This is a genomic window from Burkholderia sp. BCC0322 (genome assembly GCF_902833045.1).
GTDB lineage: Bacteria > Pseudomonadota > Gammaproteobacteria > Burkholderiales > Burkholderiaceae > Burkholderia.
This window is the reverse complement of sequence record NZ_CADFDU010000001.1, coordinates 79,319-95,455: the sequence shown is the minus strand read 5'-3', so window position 1 is coordinate 95,455 and position 16,137 is coordinate 79,319. Positions and strand designations below refer to the sequence as shown.

The window sequence follows — 16,137 nt, the reverse complement described above, 5'->3', positions numbered from 1 at the left end:
CGCGTGGCGGTTACGCCTCTTCGGACCAGGACATCCCGTCGCGCGCGAGCAGCGCCGACGAAGCCGCGGGCCCGAACGTGCCGGCCGTGTACAGGCGCGGCCGGTCGCCGAGCTGCTTCCAGCCGTCGAGGATCGGCTCGACCCACGACCATGCGGCTTCGAGCTCGTCGCGGCGCATGAAGTGCGTGAGGCGACCGCGGATCACGTCGATCAGCAGCCGCTCGTACGCTTCCGCGCGCCGCTCCGGAATCGCCTGCTGCAGGTCGAGGTTCAGGCTCACGGGCACCATGTTCATGCCGCTGCCCGGTTCCTTCGCGAGCATCTGCAGCTGGATCGACTCTTCCGGCTGGAGCTGGATCACGAGACGGTTGCTGTAGTGGCGCGGGCCGGTCGGGATGATCGAGAACGGCATGTCGGCGAACTCGATCACGATTTCCGACTGGCGGCGCTGCAGCCGCTTGCCGGTGCGCAGGAAGAACGGCACGTTCGCCCAGCGCCAGTTGTTGATGTGCGCGCGCAGCGCGACGAAGGTTTCCGCGCGGCTGTCCGCCGGCACGTTGTCTTCCTCGAGATAGCCCTTCACCGGCTGGCCGTCGACCGCGCCGGCCGTGTACTGGCCGCGCACCGTGTCGCGCGCGACGTCGGCCACCGCCATCGGCCGCAGCGAGCGCAGCACTTTCAGCTTCTCGTCGCGCACCGCGTCCGGGTCGAGCGACACCGGCGGTTCCATCGCGACGATGCACAGCAGCTGCAGCAGGTGGTTCTGCACCATGTCGCGCAGCGCGCCGGTATGGTCGTAGAAGCCCGCGCGGCTGCCGACGCCCACCGTCTCCGCCACCGTGATCTGCACGCTGCGGATGCTCGGCGCCTGCCACAGCGGCCCGAAGATCGGGTTGCCGAAGCGCAGCACCATCAGGTTCTGCACGGTTTCCTTGCCGAGATAGTGGTCGATCCGATAGATCTGCGATTCCTCGAAGTGCTTGCCGACCGCATCGTTGATCGCCTTCGCGGACGCGAGATCGTGGCCGAGCGGCTTTTCGAGGACGACGCGCGAATGCTTGTCGACGAGATGGGCGGCCGACAGGTTGTCGCAGATGGTGGTGAACAGCTCCGGCGACGTCGACAGGTAGAACACGCGGATCGCATCGCCGCGCGCCGCTTCCGCGAGCCGCAGGTAGTCGTCCGGCGCGTTCACGTCGATCAGCACGTACTTGAACAGGTCGAGGAAACGGCTCCACGCCTGCGGGTCGAACGCCTTTTCGTCGATGAACGGGCGTGACTGCTCGTCCATGAACTTGCGATAGCCGTCGATGCCCCAGTCGCGGCGGCCGACCGCGATGATGCGCGTCTCGGGCGGAAGGTTGCAGTGCAGGTGCGCCATGTACAGCGCGGGCAACAGCTTGCGGGCGGCCAGGTCGCCGCCGCCGCCGAAGATGATCATGTCGACGGGCCGGTCGGCTCCGGTCTGGGTAGGCTGATTCGTCATGGGAGGTTCGCGGTTTGAAACGGTGAACATGAAACGAACGTCGAGGTACCGGGCGCCGATACGAGAACGCACCCGTACGTGAAAACACTAATAGTGCACGGTTTTGATGGATTGCGCATGCGTTCTGCTCGGCGTTGTTTACGTCGATCGCGGAAATGGCGATGGAGTCGATCGCGCGCGATCCGGCGCGGGCCGATGCGTACCGGGAGGCCGGGTTTCGCGCGTTGTGGGCCGTGTTGCACGCGGTATAAGTCACGAGTTGCCGTCGAGGCGGCGTGTGCGGTTGGACGTTCGCGTGCCGCGGCGATGACGGGCAGCGGGTTTCAGGCGGGGCGAAGGTACTCAGCGTCCCAGCGCGTAGAACTCCGCATTCGGCCGCATGTTCGTCACGTTCGCGATGCGGTTGGACATGGCGAAGAACGCCGAGATCGCCATGATGTCCCACACGTCTTCTTCGACGAAGCCATGCGCGTTGAGCGCGTCGAAGTCTGCTTCTCCAACCTGATGCGCGGCCTGCGATACCTTCATCGCGAAGTCGAGCATCGCCTTCTGCCGGGCGGTGATGTCGGCCTTGCGGTAGTTGGTGGCGACCTGGTCGGCGATCAGCGGATCCTTCGCGCGAATGCGCAGGATCGCACCGTGCGCGATCACGCAGTACTGGCACTGGTTCACGCTGCTGGTGGCCACGACGATCATCTCGCGCTCGGCCTTGCTCAGGTTGCCCGGTTTGTCCATCAGCGCGTCGTGGTAAGCCATGAACGCGCGAAACTCGTCGGGACGATGCGCGAGTGTCAGGAACACGTTCGGGATGAAGCCCGACTTTTCCTGAACGGCCGCGATGCGTTCGCGAATGTCCTCGGGCAAATCGTCGAGCGCGGGCACGGGAAAGCGGCTGATGGCGGCGGGGTTCGGGGCGGTCATGAGGTCTCCTGGATAAAGTGGCGCGGGTGCGCTCGATGCGCGAGCCACCGGCCTGGAAAAGATACGCCGGTGGCCGTCAGCGGCGTCACGCGTTGACGTCGACGACGATGCGGCCGCGAACCTTGCCGGCGATCAATTCCCCTGCAAGCGGGATGACGTCGCCCAGGCCGACCTGGTGACCGATCGCGCCCAGCTTCTCGACGTCGAGGTCGGACGCGAGCCGGCGCCACGCTTCCAGGCGGTCGGCGCGCGGGCACATGACGCTGTCGATCCCGACGAGCGTGACGCCGCGCAGGATGAACGGCATGACGGTCGCGGGGAAATCCATGCCGGCGGCCAGGCCGCAAGCCGTCACGACGCCGCGGTACCGCGTGGTCGCGCATACGTTGGCGAGCACGTGGCTACCTGCCACGTCGACCGCGCCGGCCCATCGTTCCTTGCCCAGCGGCCTGCCGGGTTCGCTGAATAGCGACCGCTCCAGGATCTCCGCCGCGCCGAGCTGCCGCAGGTAGTCGGCGTCGGCGGGGCGGCCCGTCACGGCGACGACGCGGTATCCGAGCCTGGCGAGAATGGCCGTGGCGACGCTGCCCACGCCGCCTGCCGCGCCGGTCACCACGATCTCGCCGTCGTCCGGGCGCACGCCATGCCGCTCCAGCGCCATCACGCACAGCATCGCGGTGTAGCCTGCCGTGCCGATGGCCATCGCCTGTTGCGGCGAAAAGGCGGACGGCAGCGGCACCAGCCAGTCGCCATCGACGCGGGCTTTCTGCGCGAGGCCGCCCCAGTGCGTTTCGCCGACGCCCCAGCCGTTGAGCACGACCTGGTCGCCGGGACGATAGTCCGGGTGCGTGCTCGCTTCGACTTCGCCAACGAGATCGATGCCGGGCACCATCGGGAACGTGCGGACCACCGGGCTCTTGCCGGTGATCGCCAGCCCGTCCTTGTAGTTCAGCGTCGAATAGCCCACGCGTACCGTGACGTTACCCGCGGGCAACTGCGCGTCGTCCAGCGTCTGGAGCCGGGCCTGCTGGCCGGTTTCATGCCTGTCGATCACGATGCCTCGAAACATGTGTCCTCCTTTCTAGACCGATCGTCTAGTTAATGGCAAAAAAATCAGCGGCGGGGCAGTCCATCGAAGAAAAACTGCGCGAACAGCGTCAGCGGCCCGTCGTTGCGCTCCAGCTTCGCGCGCAGCACGGCGCCTTCCCAACCGATCCAGAAGAATGCGGCCAGCTCGGCGGGATCGGCCGAACCGGCCAGTTCGCCGGCTTGCTGCGCGGCGGCCAGGCATTCGGCGAGGCGGCGTTGCCAGTCCTCGAACGTGGTGCGCAGGCGTGCGCGGAAACTTTTGGGCAGCGCGCCCATTTCCTGCCCGAGGTTGCCGATCAGGCAGCCGCGGCTGTAGGCGTAGCGGGCCATGCCGTCCCGGGCATCGTCGACGAACGCGCGCACGCGCTGCAGCGGCGAGCGTGCCGGGTCGCTGAAATGACGGTCCAGCTTGCGCGCGAAGAAGTCGGCATAACGGTCGATCAGTTCGAGACCGAACGCTTCCTTGCTGTCGAAGTAGTGATAGAAGGAGCCCTTGGGCACGCCGGCGCGACCCAGGATCTCGTCGAGCCCGGTGGCCGAAAAGCCTTTCTCGGTGAGCACTTCCAGCCCGGTGCGCAGCAGCATGTCCCGCGTGGCGACGAGGTCCTCGTGCTGTTTCGGTGGCCTGCCTCGACGGCGAGGCGGATCAGTTCGAACGTCCATGTGAGAATAATAGACCGTTCGTCTCAAAAATCAATGGGGCGCGTGTCGAGCGCGCCGGGCATCGCCGATCCGGCAAGCCATACCCGTACTAACCCTGATTAAAAAATCTTATCGCGGTGAAAAATTCAGCATCTTATTGAACCGATATCGGCTCGCTATAGTGGCTCGCTTTCCCGCACGCACCGTCCGCGTGCGGCCGACACGCAGACAAACAGCAGGAGCCCCTTGATGACCACCGATACCCGATTCACCGAAATCGAGGATCTGATGCCCGCCGCCGGCGGGTTGCGCGAGATCCGTCACCACATCCATCACCACCCCGAACTCGCGTACGAAGAGCACGACACGGCCGCGCTCGTCGCCGACAAGCTCGAACAGTGGGGCTGGCAGGTGACGCGCGGGGTCGGCAAGACGGGTGTGGTCGGCACGCTGCGCGTGGGCGACGGCACGCGCAGCATCGGCATCCGCGCCGACATGGACGCGTTGCCGATCGTCGAGGCGACGGGGCTGCCCTATGCGAGCGGCACGCACGGCAAGATGCACGCCTGCGGCCACGACGGCCACACGACGATGCTGCTCGGCGCCGCGCAGCATCTCGCGAAGACACGCAACTTCTCCGGCACCGTGCACCTGTATTTCCAGCCCGCAGAAGAGCATGGCGTCGACAGCGGCGCGAAGAAGATGATCGACGACGGCCTGTTCGAACGCTTCCCGTGCGACGCCGTGTTCGGCATGCACAACCATCCGGGCGCGGCGCCCGGCGTGTTCCTCACGCGGCGCGGCCCGTTCATGTCGGCCGGCGACAAGGCGATCATCACGATCGAAGGCGTCGGCGGCCACGCGGCGCGGCCGCACCTGACGGTCGACCCGGTGGTCGTCGCGGCGAGCATCGTGATGGCGCTGCAGACGATCGTCGCGCGCAACGTCGATCCCGCGCAGCCGGCGGTCGTCACGGTCGGCTCGATGCACGCAGGCACCGCGAACAACGTGATCCCGAACGGCGCGCGCCTTGAACTCAGCGTGCGCTCGTTCAGTCCCGACGTGCGTGCGCTGCTCAAGCGCCGCATCACCGAGCTGGCCGAAACGCAGGCCGCGAGCTATGGCGCAACCGCGAACGTCGAGTACATCGAAGGTTATCCGGTTGTCGTCAATTCGGATGCCGAAACGGATTTCGCCGCGCAGGTCGCGCGCGAGCTCGTGGGCGACGCGCACGTGGTCGAGCAGACCGATCTGCTGATGGGCAGCGAGGATTTCGCGTTCATGCTGCAGCAGCGACCGGGCTCGTTCGTGCGGCTCGGCAACGGCGAAGGCGAGGACGGCTGCATGGTGCACAACCCGAAATACGATTTCAACGATCGCAACCTGCCGATCGGTGCGGCGTACTGGACGCGTCTCGTTGAGCGTTACCTGGGGCGGTGAGGCCGGCGGCGAGGCGAGCGGCCGGCGTTGCCGGCCGCATTGAGAGGAGACGATAACGATGCAGAAAGACCATCTCGCGCTGCACCCCGCTTCGACGGGGGCTGCCGAAACCAGCACGCCGGGCGCGCCGGCCGTCACGCGGCGCGGCGCGATCGCCGCGGCCGTGATCGGCAACTGGCTGGAATTTTTCGATTTCACCGTGTACGGGTTCTTCGCGGTGCTGATCGGCAAGCTGTTCTTCCCGTCGAGCGACCCGACCACGTCGCTGCTGCTGTCGGTCGCGACGTTCGCGGCCGGCTTCTTCACGCGGCCGCTCGGCAGCGTTGTGCTCGGCGTCTACGCGGATCGCAAGGGGCGCAAGGCCGCGCTGAACCTGACGATCATGCTGATGGCGCTCGGCACGGGCCTGATCGCGATCGCGCCGACGTACGCGCAGGCCGGCGTGGCCGCGCCGCTGCTGGTCGTGTTCGCGCGGCTGATGCAGGGCTTCTCGCAGGGCGGCGAATTCGGCGCGGCGACGTCGACGCTGCTCGAACAGGGCGGCACGTCGCGCCGTGCGTTCCGCGCGAGCTGGCAGCTCGCGACGCAAGGCGGCGCCGCGCTGATGGGCTCGGGCTTCGCGGCGCTGTTGTCGAACACGATGACCAAGGACGCGCTGGAGAGCTGGGGCTGGCGGCTGCCGTTCCTCGTCGGCGTGCTGATCGCGCCGGTCGGCATGGTCCTGCGCCGCCGGCTCGCCGACGATGCGCCCGGCGACAGCCATCACGGCATCGAACGCGGCGTGCTGCACGAGTTGTTCTCGAAGCACGCGCGCACGGTGCTGCTGCTGATGCTCACGGTGATGGGCGGCACGGTGTCGACCTACATCCTGACGTTCTACATGCCGACCTATGCGATCCACACGCTCGGGCTGCCGATGAAACTGTCGATGTTCGTGGGTGTCGCATCGGGCTGCGTGATGCTGGTCACGTGCCCGCTGTTCGGCTGGCTGTCGGACAAGCTGGGCAGCCGGCGCCTGCCGATCTTCGTCGGCCGCGGCGTGCTGGTCGCGCTGCTGTTTCCGGCGTTCTGGCTGATGAACCATCACCCGACGTTGTCGGTGATCCTGCCGCTGACCGCGCTGATGCTGCTGTTCTATTCGCTCGGCTCGGCATCGGAAATGGCGCTGATGTGCGAGTCGCTGCCGCGCCACGTGCGCGCGACCGGCATCTCGATCGCGTATGCGCTCGCGGTGACGATCTTCGGCGGCAGCGCGCAACTGATCGCGACGTGGCTCGTCAAGACGACCGGCAGCAAGCTCGCACCGGCCGGCTACGTGGCCGCGTGCGTGGTGCTGTCGCTGATCGCGGTGGCGATGCTGCGCGAGACGGCGCGGGATTCGATCGACTGACGCAAAGCATCGCGCAGCACGACGGGCGGCAAGCGGCGATACGCGCTTACCGCCCGCGCACCACCCTCAGGTACGACGCGAGCATCGTCGCGAGTTCCTGCGCGGCCGGCGTGAGCGGCACGGCCGCGCGCTGCAGCAGGCAGATGTCCTGCGATTCGGCCTGTTCGCGCACGGGCACCTTCGCGAGCGCGCCGGAAAACGGGCCGTGCCGCGTCACGGCTTCGGTTTCGAGCGACAGGCAATCGGTCTGCGTGACGAGTTGCAGCGTCTCGAACATCCCTTCGACGGTGGCGAGGATCTTCGGCGGCGGCAGGCCGTGCGCGTCGAAGTACGCGAGCAGGCGGTTGACGACGGGGTCGGCGCTCAGGTTCGGCGAGCGCGTCGACACCCACGCGTAGTCGGCCAGTTCGGCGAGCGATCGCGCATGCATTGCCGGATGCCCGTTGCGGCACACGACCACCGGCGCCGATGTCCGCAGCGGCGTGACCGCGAGATCGGTCGTGTCGGTCTGCTTCGCGACGAGCGCGATCGCGAAATCGACCGCGCTTTCCCGCAGCCAGCCGATCATCATCCGCGACGTGCCGGTGCGCAGGTGCACGTCGACCTTGTCGAAGCGCGCGCGGAACGCGCTCAGCACGGGCGCGAACGCGTCGATCAGCGGCTCGGCCACGAGGCCGAGCGTGACGGTGCCTTCGTACGCGCCGCTCAGTTGCCGGATTTCCCGCTCGACCTGTTCGCATTCGCCGAGGATCGAACCGGAGCGCGCGAGCAGCCGCTGGCCGACTGCCGTCGGCACGATCCCGCGATTGGTGCGCGTGAACAGCGTCGCGCCGAGCGTTGCCTCGAGGCTCTGCAGCTGCTGCGTGACGCCGCTCTGCGCGAGATCGAGCGCGCGCGCGGCGGCGCGCAGGCTGCCGTGCTCGACGACGGCCTGGAAGATGCGGAGCTGGGAGAGCGTGAACGCCATGGGCAAGCGCGAGGCCGGTGATCGGGAAATGTGATCATGATAAGGCAGCGGGCGATTCCGGCGGGGGCGCGGGCGCACTACGATCGCAGCAGTCCGGCTCGTGCCGTTTGCTCATCGTTCCGCCCTTCGTCGACCATGAAACGCACCCTCATTCCGCTCGTTTCCCTGTGCCTTGCGTTCGCGGCCAGCGCCGCGCACGCGCTCGATGCGCGCCCGGTGCGCCTCGGCATCGATCCGACCTATCCGCCGATGGATTCGAAGGCGCCCGACGGCAGCCTGAAGGGCTTCGACGTCGATCTGGGCAACGAGATCTGCCGCCGCGCGCAGTTGCGCTGCCAGTGGGTCGAGCTCGAATTCTCCGGGATGATTCCCGCGCTGCAGGCGCGCAAGATCGACGCGATCCTGTCGTCGATGGCGATCACCGAGAAGCGCGAGAAGCAGATCCTGTTCTCGTCGAAGCTGTTCCGCTTCAAGTCGCGGCTCGTCGCCCGGCCCGGGAGCGGTGTGGACAGCACGGCCGCGTCGCTCGCGGGCAAGCACGTCGGCGTGCAGTCGGGCACGCAGTTCGAATCGTGGGCGCTCGCGCACTGGGCGCCGGCCGGCGTGGGCGTGGTGCCGTACAAGAGCCAGGACGACGTGTTCGCCGATCTCGCCAACGGCCGCCTCGATGCGGCGCTGCTCGGCACCGTGGAAGCCGACTACGGTTTCCTGCGTACGCCGAAGGGCAAGGGCTTCGCGTTCGTCGGCGCGCCGCTCGACATGGGCGATCGCGGTGTCGGCATCGGCATGCGGCAGTCGGATACGGCGCTCAAGGCGTCGATCGACGGCGCGATTGCGTCGATGCTGAAGGACGGCACGTACGAGCGGATCGCGAAGCAGTATTTCGACTTCAACCCGTACGGCGACTGAGCGCCGCGCTTGCTGCCGTTTTCACCCGCTTCCCCGTTTTCATCCGTTCGAGACCATCGATGCAGATTCGCACCACGCCGCTCCTGTCGCCGTCGCTCGGCACGCAGCGCACGCTGACGAGCTTTCATTTCGGGCCGGCCGGCACCGGCCGCAAGATCTACCTGCAGGCCGCGCTGCACGCGGACGAGACGCCCGCGATGCTCGCGGCGTTCGTGCTGAAGCAGCGGCTCGCGCAGCTCGATGCCGAAGGCCGGCTCGCGGCCGAGATCGTGCTCGTGCCGGTCGCGAACCCGGTCGGCCTCAATCATCATCTGCTCGGGCAGTTCGTCGGCCGTTTCGATCTTGCGAGCGGCCGCAACTTCAATCGCGGCTTCCTGCCGCTCGCGGAGATCGCCGCGCGTGCGCGCGACCGCCTCGGCGACGACGGCGAACGCAATCGCACGATCGTGCGCGAATGCGTGGGCGCGGCGCTCGACCAGATCGCGCCGCGCACCGAATTCGATGCGCTGCAGCTGGCGCTGCTGAAACTGTCGCTCGACGCCGATGTGGTGATCGACCTGCATTGTTCGCTCGAAGCCGTGATGCACGTGTACACGAGCGACACCGCATGGCCGGAGGTCGAGCCGCTCGCGCGTTATCTCGGCGCGGCGGTGTCGCTGCTCGCCGAAGATTCGGGCGGGCACGCGTTTGACGATGCGCATCACCTGATGTGGTCGCAATTGCGGCAGCACTTGCCGGCAGGCACGCCGATGGCGGCCGGCACCGTGGCCGTGACGGTCGAGTGCCGTGGCCAGCGCGACGTGACGTACGAACATGCGGAACGCGATGCCGATGCGCTCGTCGACTATCTCGTGTGGCGCGGCGCGGTGCACGGCGAGCGCGCGCCGCTGCCGCCGCTCGCCGCGCCGGCCACGCCGCTCGCGGGCAGCGAGCAGTTCTACGCGCCGGTGAGCGGGATACTCGTGCACCGCGCAGCGATCGGCGCGACGATCCGCGCCGGCGATCCGCTGTTCGACATCGTCGATCCGCTGACGGATGCGATCACGACGATCTCGAGCGGCACCGACGGCGTGTTCTACATGCGCCGCGCGATCCGTTTCGTGACGGCGGGTGCGCCGCTCGGCCGCGTGACGGGCACGGTGCCGGTGCGCAAGGGGATGTTGCTCGGTGCATGAGCGGCGCGGTGTCCTACCGGTGTGCGACGTAATTTCGTTCTTGTCAAATTGACCGGGTTTGCGCGCGTCACTAAATTGTGTCGCGCGGAGTTTGCTCCGTGTTCCGTGAGAAGAACGTTGCAACAGAGTCAGAGCATTGAGCGGGCGGCCGGGTGCCGCCCGTCTTTTTTTCGGGAATCGCGGTGTCGCCGATACGGCCATCGAGCCGGATGTTGGCCGGGTTCGCGGGGGAGGCGCCGTGCAGGCGCGGCCCACCGCGCGCGACGCGCGCCCCTTCGCTCATCCGCGCCGCGCGACCAGCTCCGACACCGTCTGCGCGGCCTGCTGCAGCGGCCCGAGAAACTCCTTCACCATCTGCTTCGCCGTATGCCGCTGCGCGTTGCCGCTGATGTTCATCGCGGCGATGATCTGCCCGCGCCGGTTGCGAATCGGCGCGGACAGCGACATCAGGCCCACTTCGAGTTCCTGGTCGACCACGGCCCAGCCCTGCTGGCGCACCTGTGCGATCGCCGCCTTCAGTTCGCCGAGGTCGGTGATCGTGCGCGGCGTATGCGCGCGGATGCCGCTTTGCGCGAGCGTTTCGTCGAGCGCGGCGTCGTCGAGCGCGGACAGCAGGACGCGGCCCATCGACGTGCAGTACGCGGGCAGCCGGCTACCGATCGACAGGTTGATCGTCATGATCTTGCGGGTCGGCACCCGCAGCACGTAGACGATCTCGGTGCGGTCGAGCACGGCCGCCGAGCAGCTCTCGTGGATCTGCGCGGACAACTGCTCCATCACCGGATCGGCGAGATTCCAGAAGGGCATCGACGTGAGGTACGCGAAGCCGAGTTCCAGGATCTTCGGCGTGAGCCGGAACAGCCGGCCGTCGGCTTCGACGTAGCCGAGCGTCTGCAGCGTGAGCAGGATCCGGCGTGCGCCCGCGCGCGTGAGCCCGGTGGCCGACGCGACCTCGGTGAGCGTCTGCTCCGGACGGGCCGCGTCGAACGCGCGGATCACCGCGAGGCCGCGCGCGAACGACTGCACATAGGAGTCGCCGGGTTTCGTCTGAGTGTCTTCGGTTGTCATGAGCGCCTGGAATATCGTGCAGCCGAGAAGATAGCGCATGGGGCCCGACACGCCAACCGCACGGCGGACCGGGCGCTTGACAGGTCGTCCCCGCACTCCCTATGATGCGTTGAACGTTCGATACACGATCTTATGTTCGTATATAGAACATTTAAGCGCATCCCGGTGGGCAATGCAAGGGGCGCGACCTGTTCATTCCCCAGCCTGTCCTGGGACCGGAGACACTGATGACCGAAGCTTTTCTGTGTGATGCGATCCGTACGCCGATCGGGCGTTACGGCGGTGCACTGTCCGGCGTGCGCGCCGACGACCTGGGCGCGGTGCCGCTCAAGGCGCTCGTCGAGCGCAACCGCGACGTCGACTGGACGGCGATCGACGACGTGATCTACGGCTGCGCGAACCAGGCCGGCGAGGACAACCGCAACGTCGCGCGCATGTCGGCGCTGCTCGCGGGGCTGCCGCAGGGCGTGCCGGGTTCCACGATCAACCGCTTGTGCGGTTCGGGGATGGATGCGGTCGGCGTGGCCGCGCGTGCGATCAAGTCCGGCGAGGCCGCGCTGATGGTCGCGGGCGGCGTCGAGAGCATGACGCGCGCGCCGTTCGTGATGGGCAAGGCCGCGAGCGCATTCGCGCGCCAGGCCGACATCTACGACACGACGATCGGCTGGCGCTTCGTCAATCCGCTGATGAAACAGCTGCATGGCGTCGATTCGATGCCCGAGACGGCCGAGAACGTCGCGGTCGACTACAACATCAGCCGCGCCGATCAGGATCTGTTCGCGCTGCGCAGCCAGCAGAAGGCCGCGCGTGCGCAGCAGGACGGCACGCTCGCCGAGGAAATCGTTGCGGTCACGATTCCGCAGAAGAAGGGCGATCCGGTGGTGGTGTCGCGTGACGAGCATCCGCGCGAGACGTCGCTCGAAACGCTCGCGAAGCTGAAGGGTGTCGTGCGCCCGGACGGCTCGGTGACGGCCGGCAATGCGTCGGGCGTCAACGACGGCGCCGCCGCGCTGCTGCTCGCGAACGAAGCCACCGCGAAGCGCTTCGGCCTGACGCCGCGCGCACGCGTGCTCGGGATCGCGACGGCCGGCGTTGCGCCGCGCGTGATGGGCATCGGCCCCGCGCCGGCCACGCAGAAGCTGCTCGCCCGGCTCGGGATGACGATCGACCAGTTCGACGTAATCGAGTTGAACGAGGCGTTCGCATCGCAAGGTCTCGCGGTGCTGCGCATGCTCGGCGTGGCCGATGACGATCCGCGCGTGAACCCGAACGGCGGCGCGATCGCACTGGGTCATCCGCTCGGCGCGTCGGGCGCGCGTCTCGTGACGACCGCGATGTATCAGCTGCATCGCACGAACGGCCGCTTCGCGCTGTGCACGATGTGCATCGGCGTCGGCCAGGGCATCGCGATCGCGATCGAACGCGTCTGACCCGCGTCTCGTGGCGAAGCGGCCGGGCACGGCCTGCTTCGCTGCTTGACCGCATTAGCGTTTCCGAATCGATGCGCGGCACGAGCTTCTCGTGCCGCGCATCGTCGTTATCCGGCCTGCGACAATCGCATGAGGCGCGCATCGCGCGCGTCGATCCCGGTGTCCGCGAACGCTTCTTCACCCGCGTGCCGGTGCGTCAGGCGGTCGGTCCTTCCAGATGAATGTCTTCCGGCTCGAGCGCGTACAGCGCCGGGTCGGGCGATGCGCTGACCGTGAAGCCGAGCCGCAGGTAGAAGTCGATCGTGTTCTGCGATGGCGTGGCCGACACATACAGGCGCGCAGCGCCCATCGCGCGCGCCTGCTCGCGGGCCGCGCGGTAGAGCTGCTCGCCGAGCCCGCAGCCGCGCCAGTCGCGGCTCACGTGCAGGAACTTCAACTGCAGCATGTCGCGGTGCGGGCCGAGCGGCTCGCTGTCGACGACGACCGTCGCGACGAGCCGTGCGCCGTCGAACATGCCGAGGCACCAGCCGCCGCGATCGTGGCAGTCGAGCAGGATCGGCGTGTAGTGGTCGGCTTCGCCGTCGGGCCAGCCCGCGACGTCGTAAAAGTCGGGAACGAGATGGAGCGCGCCGTCGCGCAGCACATACAGGTGTTCGATGATCTCGCGCCGGTCGATGGTCCACACGCGTGGCACCTCGTCGCGCGTGAGCAGGCGGGCGGAAAGTGCGTCGCGCTCGGCGGCGGTGCGGCGCGTCATGCGGCCTCCCGATGCGCGGCGATCGCATACATCAGCGGCAGGCGCGGCATGCCGTCGGGCGGCACCATCCGGCGGCCATCCAGCTCGCGCATGCCGTCGAAGCCCTTCCAGCCGTTCGCATACGGATATTCGGTCAGGCGGTCGATCGCGAGCCCGGCCGATACGAGCGCGTTCACGACTTCGCCGATGCCCCACATGAACTCGTAGCTCGGATGCGGGTTCGCGAAATCGACGACGCCCGGATGGTCGTGCAGCGCGCCGAGCCCTGTGCCGGATGCGGCGACGTAATCGCCGACACCTGTCGGCTCTTCGGTCGCGTCGCCGTTGAAATAGTCGTAGTGCGGTTTCCAGCGTTCGTCGAAAACCAGCGCAAACGGATGGAACTCGACCATTGCGAAACGGCCGCCCGGCGCGAGCAGCGCGGCGATCCCGCGTGCCCACGCGTTCAGGTCGGACAGCCAGCAGATCGCGCCGTACGACGTGAACACGCGATCGAAGCGCTCGCCGCGCGCGGCGGCCTCGGGCATCCAGTCGAGCACGTCGGCGCGCTCGAAACGCGCGGGCAGGCCCGCGTCGGCCGACAGTTGCCGTGCGAACGCGATGGCTTCGTCGGAGATGTCGACGCCCGTCGCATCCGCGCCTTCGCGCACGAGGCTCAGCGTGTCCTGCCCCGCGTTGCACTGCAGGTGCAGGAGCCGCAGCCCGCGGATGTCGCCGAGCAGTTCGCGTTCTTCCGGAAACAGCGTCGAGCCGCCGTCGCGGAAGTACGCGGCCTGGTCGCCCTTGTGACTGTTATGTGCGACTGTCGCCGTATTCCAGGACAGCCGATTCAGTTCGTGCAATGCCTTTTTCATCGAATTCGAATGCCGATTGAATGGAGCAGGATAAACGGAATCGTTTCGCCGCGTGCAACGGCTGACGGCAATGACATGCCGTGCAGCGCGGCGTGACATGCGGATGGACACGCGCCGAGATTATTTCCGGATTATTTGATCGAAATCATGGCGGCAGCCGAATTGAATATTTTATGCGATGAAAGGGTAAGGTTTTTCCCCAATATGCCGACAGTACGATGAAGACTGTCGTAAAGCGATAAACCGTTTTTCGGCTACTGAGCGTGAAGTCAGCGCGGCGCGGACGACAGATCCGCTTTTCGGAGCCTTGCATGCGCAATAACCAGCCCGTTACCCAACAGGAATTCGATTTTTCCGACGACGTCACGCTGATGTCGACGACCGACGCAGACAGCATCATCACCTACGCCAACACGACGTTCGCGCAGGTGAGCGGCTTCACGAACGAGGAACTCGTCGGCCAGCCGCACAACGTGGTGCGCCACCCGGACATGCCGCGCGAAGCGTTTGCCGACATGTGGGCGACGCTCAGGCGCGGCGAGCCGTGGACCGCGCTCGTGAAGAACCGCCGCAAGAACGGCGATCACTACTGGGTGCGTGCGAACGCGATTCCGGTGATGCGCAACGGCGAGCCGCAGGGCTACATGTCGGTACGCACGAAGGCGCCGCACGACGAATCCGAGGCCGCCGATGCGCTGTATCGCGCGTTCCGCGAAGGCAAGGCCGGCCAGCGCCGGTTCCACAAGGGGCTGGTGATCCGCACGGGCCTGCTGCGCATCGCGTCGCTGTCGCAGACGATGTCGGTGCGCGCGCGCGTGCATTCGGCGCTGTGCGTGCTCGCCCCGGCGGTCGTCGGCGCGGGCTGGGCGTGCGGGCTGGCCGGCGGTGGGCTCGCGGCGTTTGCCGGCGTGACGGTCGGCGTGGCGGCGGCGGCCGGCCTGTGGCTCGATGCGCAGATCGTGCGTCCGCTGAAGCGGCTGCACGAGCAGGCGCTGAACGTCGCGACCGGTGAAAGCCGGCGCGGGGTGCGAATGAACCGCGTCGACGAGATCGGCATGACGCTGCGCACGATCAACCAGCTCGGGCTGATGTTCCGCTGGCTCGTCGACGACGTCAGCGAACAGGTGCTGAACGTGCAGCGTGCGAGCAACGAGATCGCGCAGGGCAACAACGACCTGAGCGCGCGCACCGAGCAGGCGGCGTCGAGCGTGCAGGAGACGGCCGCGTCGATGGCCGAGATGACGGCGACCGTCGACAGCAACGCGGAGACCGCGCTGCAGGCGAACCGGCTCGCGATGTCGGCCAGCGAGGCGGCCGGGCGCGGCGGGCAGGCGGTGGGCGAAGTGGTCGCGACGATGAGCGACATCACCGCCAGCTCACGCAAGATCGCCGACATCATCGGCGTGATCGACGGCATCGCATTCCAGACCAACATCCTTGCGCTGAACGCGGCCGTGGAAGCGGCACGCGCAGGTGAACAGGGGCGCGGCTTCGCGGTGGTCGCCGGCGAGGTGCGGGCGCTCGCGCAGCGCAGCGCGAATGCGGCGAAAGAGATCAAGACGCTGATCGGCGCGAGCGTCGAGCGCGTCGAGTCGGGCGCGCGGCGCGTGGACGAGGCGGGCAAGACGATGGAGGACATCGTCACGCAGGTGAAGCGTGTGTCGGATTTGATCGCGGAGATCAGCTCGTCGACGGCCGAGCAGAGCACCGGCGTGTCGCAGGTCGACCAGGCGGTGGTGCATCTGGACAACATCACGCAGCAGAACGCGGCGCTGGTCGAGCAGAGCACGGCGGCGTCGGAGAGCCTGAAGCAGCAGGCGACGCGTCTCGTGGATGCGGTGAACGTGTTCCGGTGATCGTCAGGGCGCGCACGCAATGTGCGCGCCCGATCCATGCATCGTATTTGACGCGCGCAATACGCGTTCAGGTTTTCCATTCAATCAAAAATGCACCAAACGAGAAGTATTCGTATTTAATATTTTGCGTGTATGCATCGACCGGAGATTGGA

The 16,137-nt window shown here is 67.2% G+C and carries 14 protein-coding genes and 1 pseudogene; 7 read left to right on the top strand and 8 right to left on the bottom strand.

The window, feature by feature from the left end; translation table 11 throughout:
* Window positions 1–10: 10 nt before the first annotated feature.
* Window positions 11–1,486: a glucose-6-phosphate dehydrogenase gene (zwf, locus tag HWX39_RS00435; RefSeq protein ID WP_175952588.1), complete on the bottom strand. Its 1,476-nt coding sequence runs from the start codon at window positions 1,484–1,486 to the stop codon at window positions 11–13.
* A 113-nt stretch (window positions 1,487–1,599) separates the two neighbouring features.
* Here zwf and HWX39_RS36005 point away from each other — a divergent pair.
* Window positions 1,600–1,737: pseudogene (locus tag HWX39_RS36005) on the top strand (TetR/AcrR family transcriptional regulator); the annotation flags it as partial.
* Window positions 1,738–1,828: 91 nt separating this feature from the next.
* Here the strand turns inward: HWX39_RS36005 and HWX39_RS00430 are convergent.
* The 3 genes from HWX39_RS00430 to HWX39_RS00420 all read right to left on the bottom strand — a co-directional run bounded on the left by HWX39_RS00430 (window position 1,829) and on the right by HWX39_RS00420 (window position 4,159).
* On the bottom strand, window positions 1,829–2,407 hold the full coding sequence (locus HWX39_RS00430) for a peroxidase-related enzyme (protein WP_175965069.1): 579 nt from the start codon (window positions 2,405–2,407) through the stop codon (window positions 1,829–1,831).
* Between the two features lie 85 nt (window positions 2,408–2,492).
* The gene (locus HWX39_RS00425; protein WP_175965068.1) at window positions 2,493–3,476 is read right to left on the bottom strand and encodes an MDR family oxidoreductase; all 984 of its coding nucleotides are present in this window, start codon (window positions 3,474–3,476) and stop codon (window positions 2,493–2,495) included.
* Between the two features lie 44 nt (window positions 3,477–3,520).
* Window positions 3,521–4,159 carry a TetR/AcrR family transcriptional regulator gene (locus HWX39_RS00420; RefSeq protein ID WP_175965067.1) on the bottom strand — a complete coding sequence of 213 codons (639 nt, stop codon included), beginning with the start codon at window positions 4,157–4,159 and terminating at the stop codon, window positions 3,521–3,523.
* A 228-nt stretch (window positions 4,160–4,387) separates the two neighbouring features.
* Here HWX39_RS00420 and HWX39_RS00415 point away from each other — a divergent pair, with 228 nt between their 5' ends.
* Both HWX39_RS00415 and HWX39_RS00410 read left to right on the top strand, forming a co-directional pair.
* Window positions 4,388–5,578 carry a M20 aminoacylase family protein gene (locus HWX39_RS00415; protein WP_175965066.1) on the top strand — a complete coding sequence of 397 codons (1,191 nt, stop codon included), beginning with the start codon at window positions 4,388–4,390 and terminating at the stop codon, window positions 5,576–5,578.
* A gap of 58 nt (window positions 5,579–5,636) precedes the next feature.
* Entirely contained in the window at window positions 5,637–6,968 is a 1,332-nt protein-coding gene (locus tag HWX39_RS00410) for an MFS transporter (RefSeq protein WP_175965065.1), read from the top strand.
* A 46-nt stretch (window positions 6,969–7,014) separates the two neighbouring features.
* Here HWX39_RS00410 and HWX39_RS00405 read toward each other — a convergent pair whose 3' ends face one another.
* Window positions 7,015–7,935 (bottom strand): LysR substrate-binding domain-containing protein, encoded by a 921-nt coding sequence (locus HWX39_RS00405; protein ID WP_175965064.1) that lies wholly within the window; start codon window positions 7,933–7,935, stop codon window positions 7,015–7,017.
* 135 nt (window positions 7,936–8,070) lie between these two features.
* Here HWX39_RS00405 and HWX39_RS00400 point away from each other — a divergent pair, with 135 nt between their 5' ends.
* Both HWX39_RS00400 and HWX39_RS00395 read left to right on the top strand, forming a co-directional pair.
* Window positions 8,071–8,844, top strand: coding sequence for a transporter substrate-binding domain-containing protein (locus HWX39_RS00400; RefSeq protein WP_175965063.1), 774 nt, complete (start codon window positions 8,071–8,073; stop codon window positions 8,842–8,844).
* Window positions 8,845–8,903: 59 nt separating this feature from the next.
* A complete protein-coding gene (locus HWX39_RS00395) occupies window positions 8,904–10,019 on the top strand; it encodes a succinylglutamate desuccinylase/aspartoacylase family protein (protein WP_175965062.1) in 1,116 nt (371 codons plus the stop codon).
* 279 nt (window positions 10,020–10,298) lie between these two features.
* Here the strand turns inward: HWX39_RS00395 and HWX39_RS00390 are convergent, their stop codons facing one another.
* Complete coding sequence (locus tag HWX39_RS00390) at window positions 10,299–11,087, bottom strand: IclR family transcriptional regulator (RefSeq protein ID WP_043180969.1); 789 nt, start codon at window positions 11,085–11,087, stop codon at window positions 10,299–10,301.
* Between the two features lie 227 nt (window positions 11,088–11,314).
* On the opposite strand from HWX39_RS00390, the gene pcaF reads away from it, so the two are divergent.
* Window positions 11,315–12,517, top strand: a complete 1,203-nt coding sequence (pcaF, locus tag HWX39_RS00385; protein ID WP_175952576.1) for a 3-oxoadipyl-CoA thiolase — start codon at window positions 11,315–11,317, stop codon at window positions 12,515–12,517.
* A 196-nt stretch (window positions 12,518–12,713) separates the two neighbouring features.
* On the opposite strand, the gene HWX39_RS00380 is transcribed toward pcaF, so the two are convergent.
* Both HWX39_RS00380 and HWX39_RS00375 read right to left on the bottom strand, forming a co-directional pair.
* A complete protein-coding gene (locus tag HWX39_RS00380; RefSeq protein ID WP_175965061.1) occupies window positions 12,714–13,274 on the bottom strand; it encodes an N-acetyltransferase in 561 nt (186 codons plus the stop codon).
* Window positions 13,271–14,128 (bottom strand): class I SAM-dependent methyltransferase, encoded by an 858-nt coding sequence (locus HWX39_RS00375; protein ID WP_175965060.1) that lies wholly within the window; start codon window positions 14,126–14,128, stop codon window positions 13,271–13,273. Before HWX39_RS00375 ends, HWX39_RS00380 begins: the two co-directional genes overlap by 4 nt.
* 311 nt (window positions 14,129–14,439) lie before the next feature.
* On the opposite strand from HWX39_RS00375, the gene HWX39_RS00370 reads away from it, so the two are divergent.
* The gene (locus tag HWX39_RS00370) at window positions 14,440–15,984 is read left to right on the top strand and encodes a PAS domain-containing methyl-accepting chemotaxis protein (protein ID WP_175965059.1); all 1,545 of its coding nucleotides are present in this window, start codon (window positions 14,440–14,442) and stop codon (window positions 15,982–15,984) included.
* Window positions 15,985–16,137 lie beyond the last annotated feature (153 nt).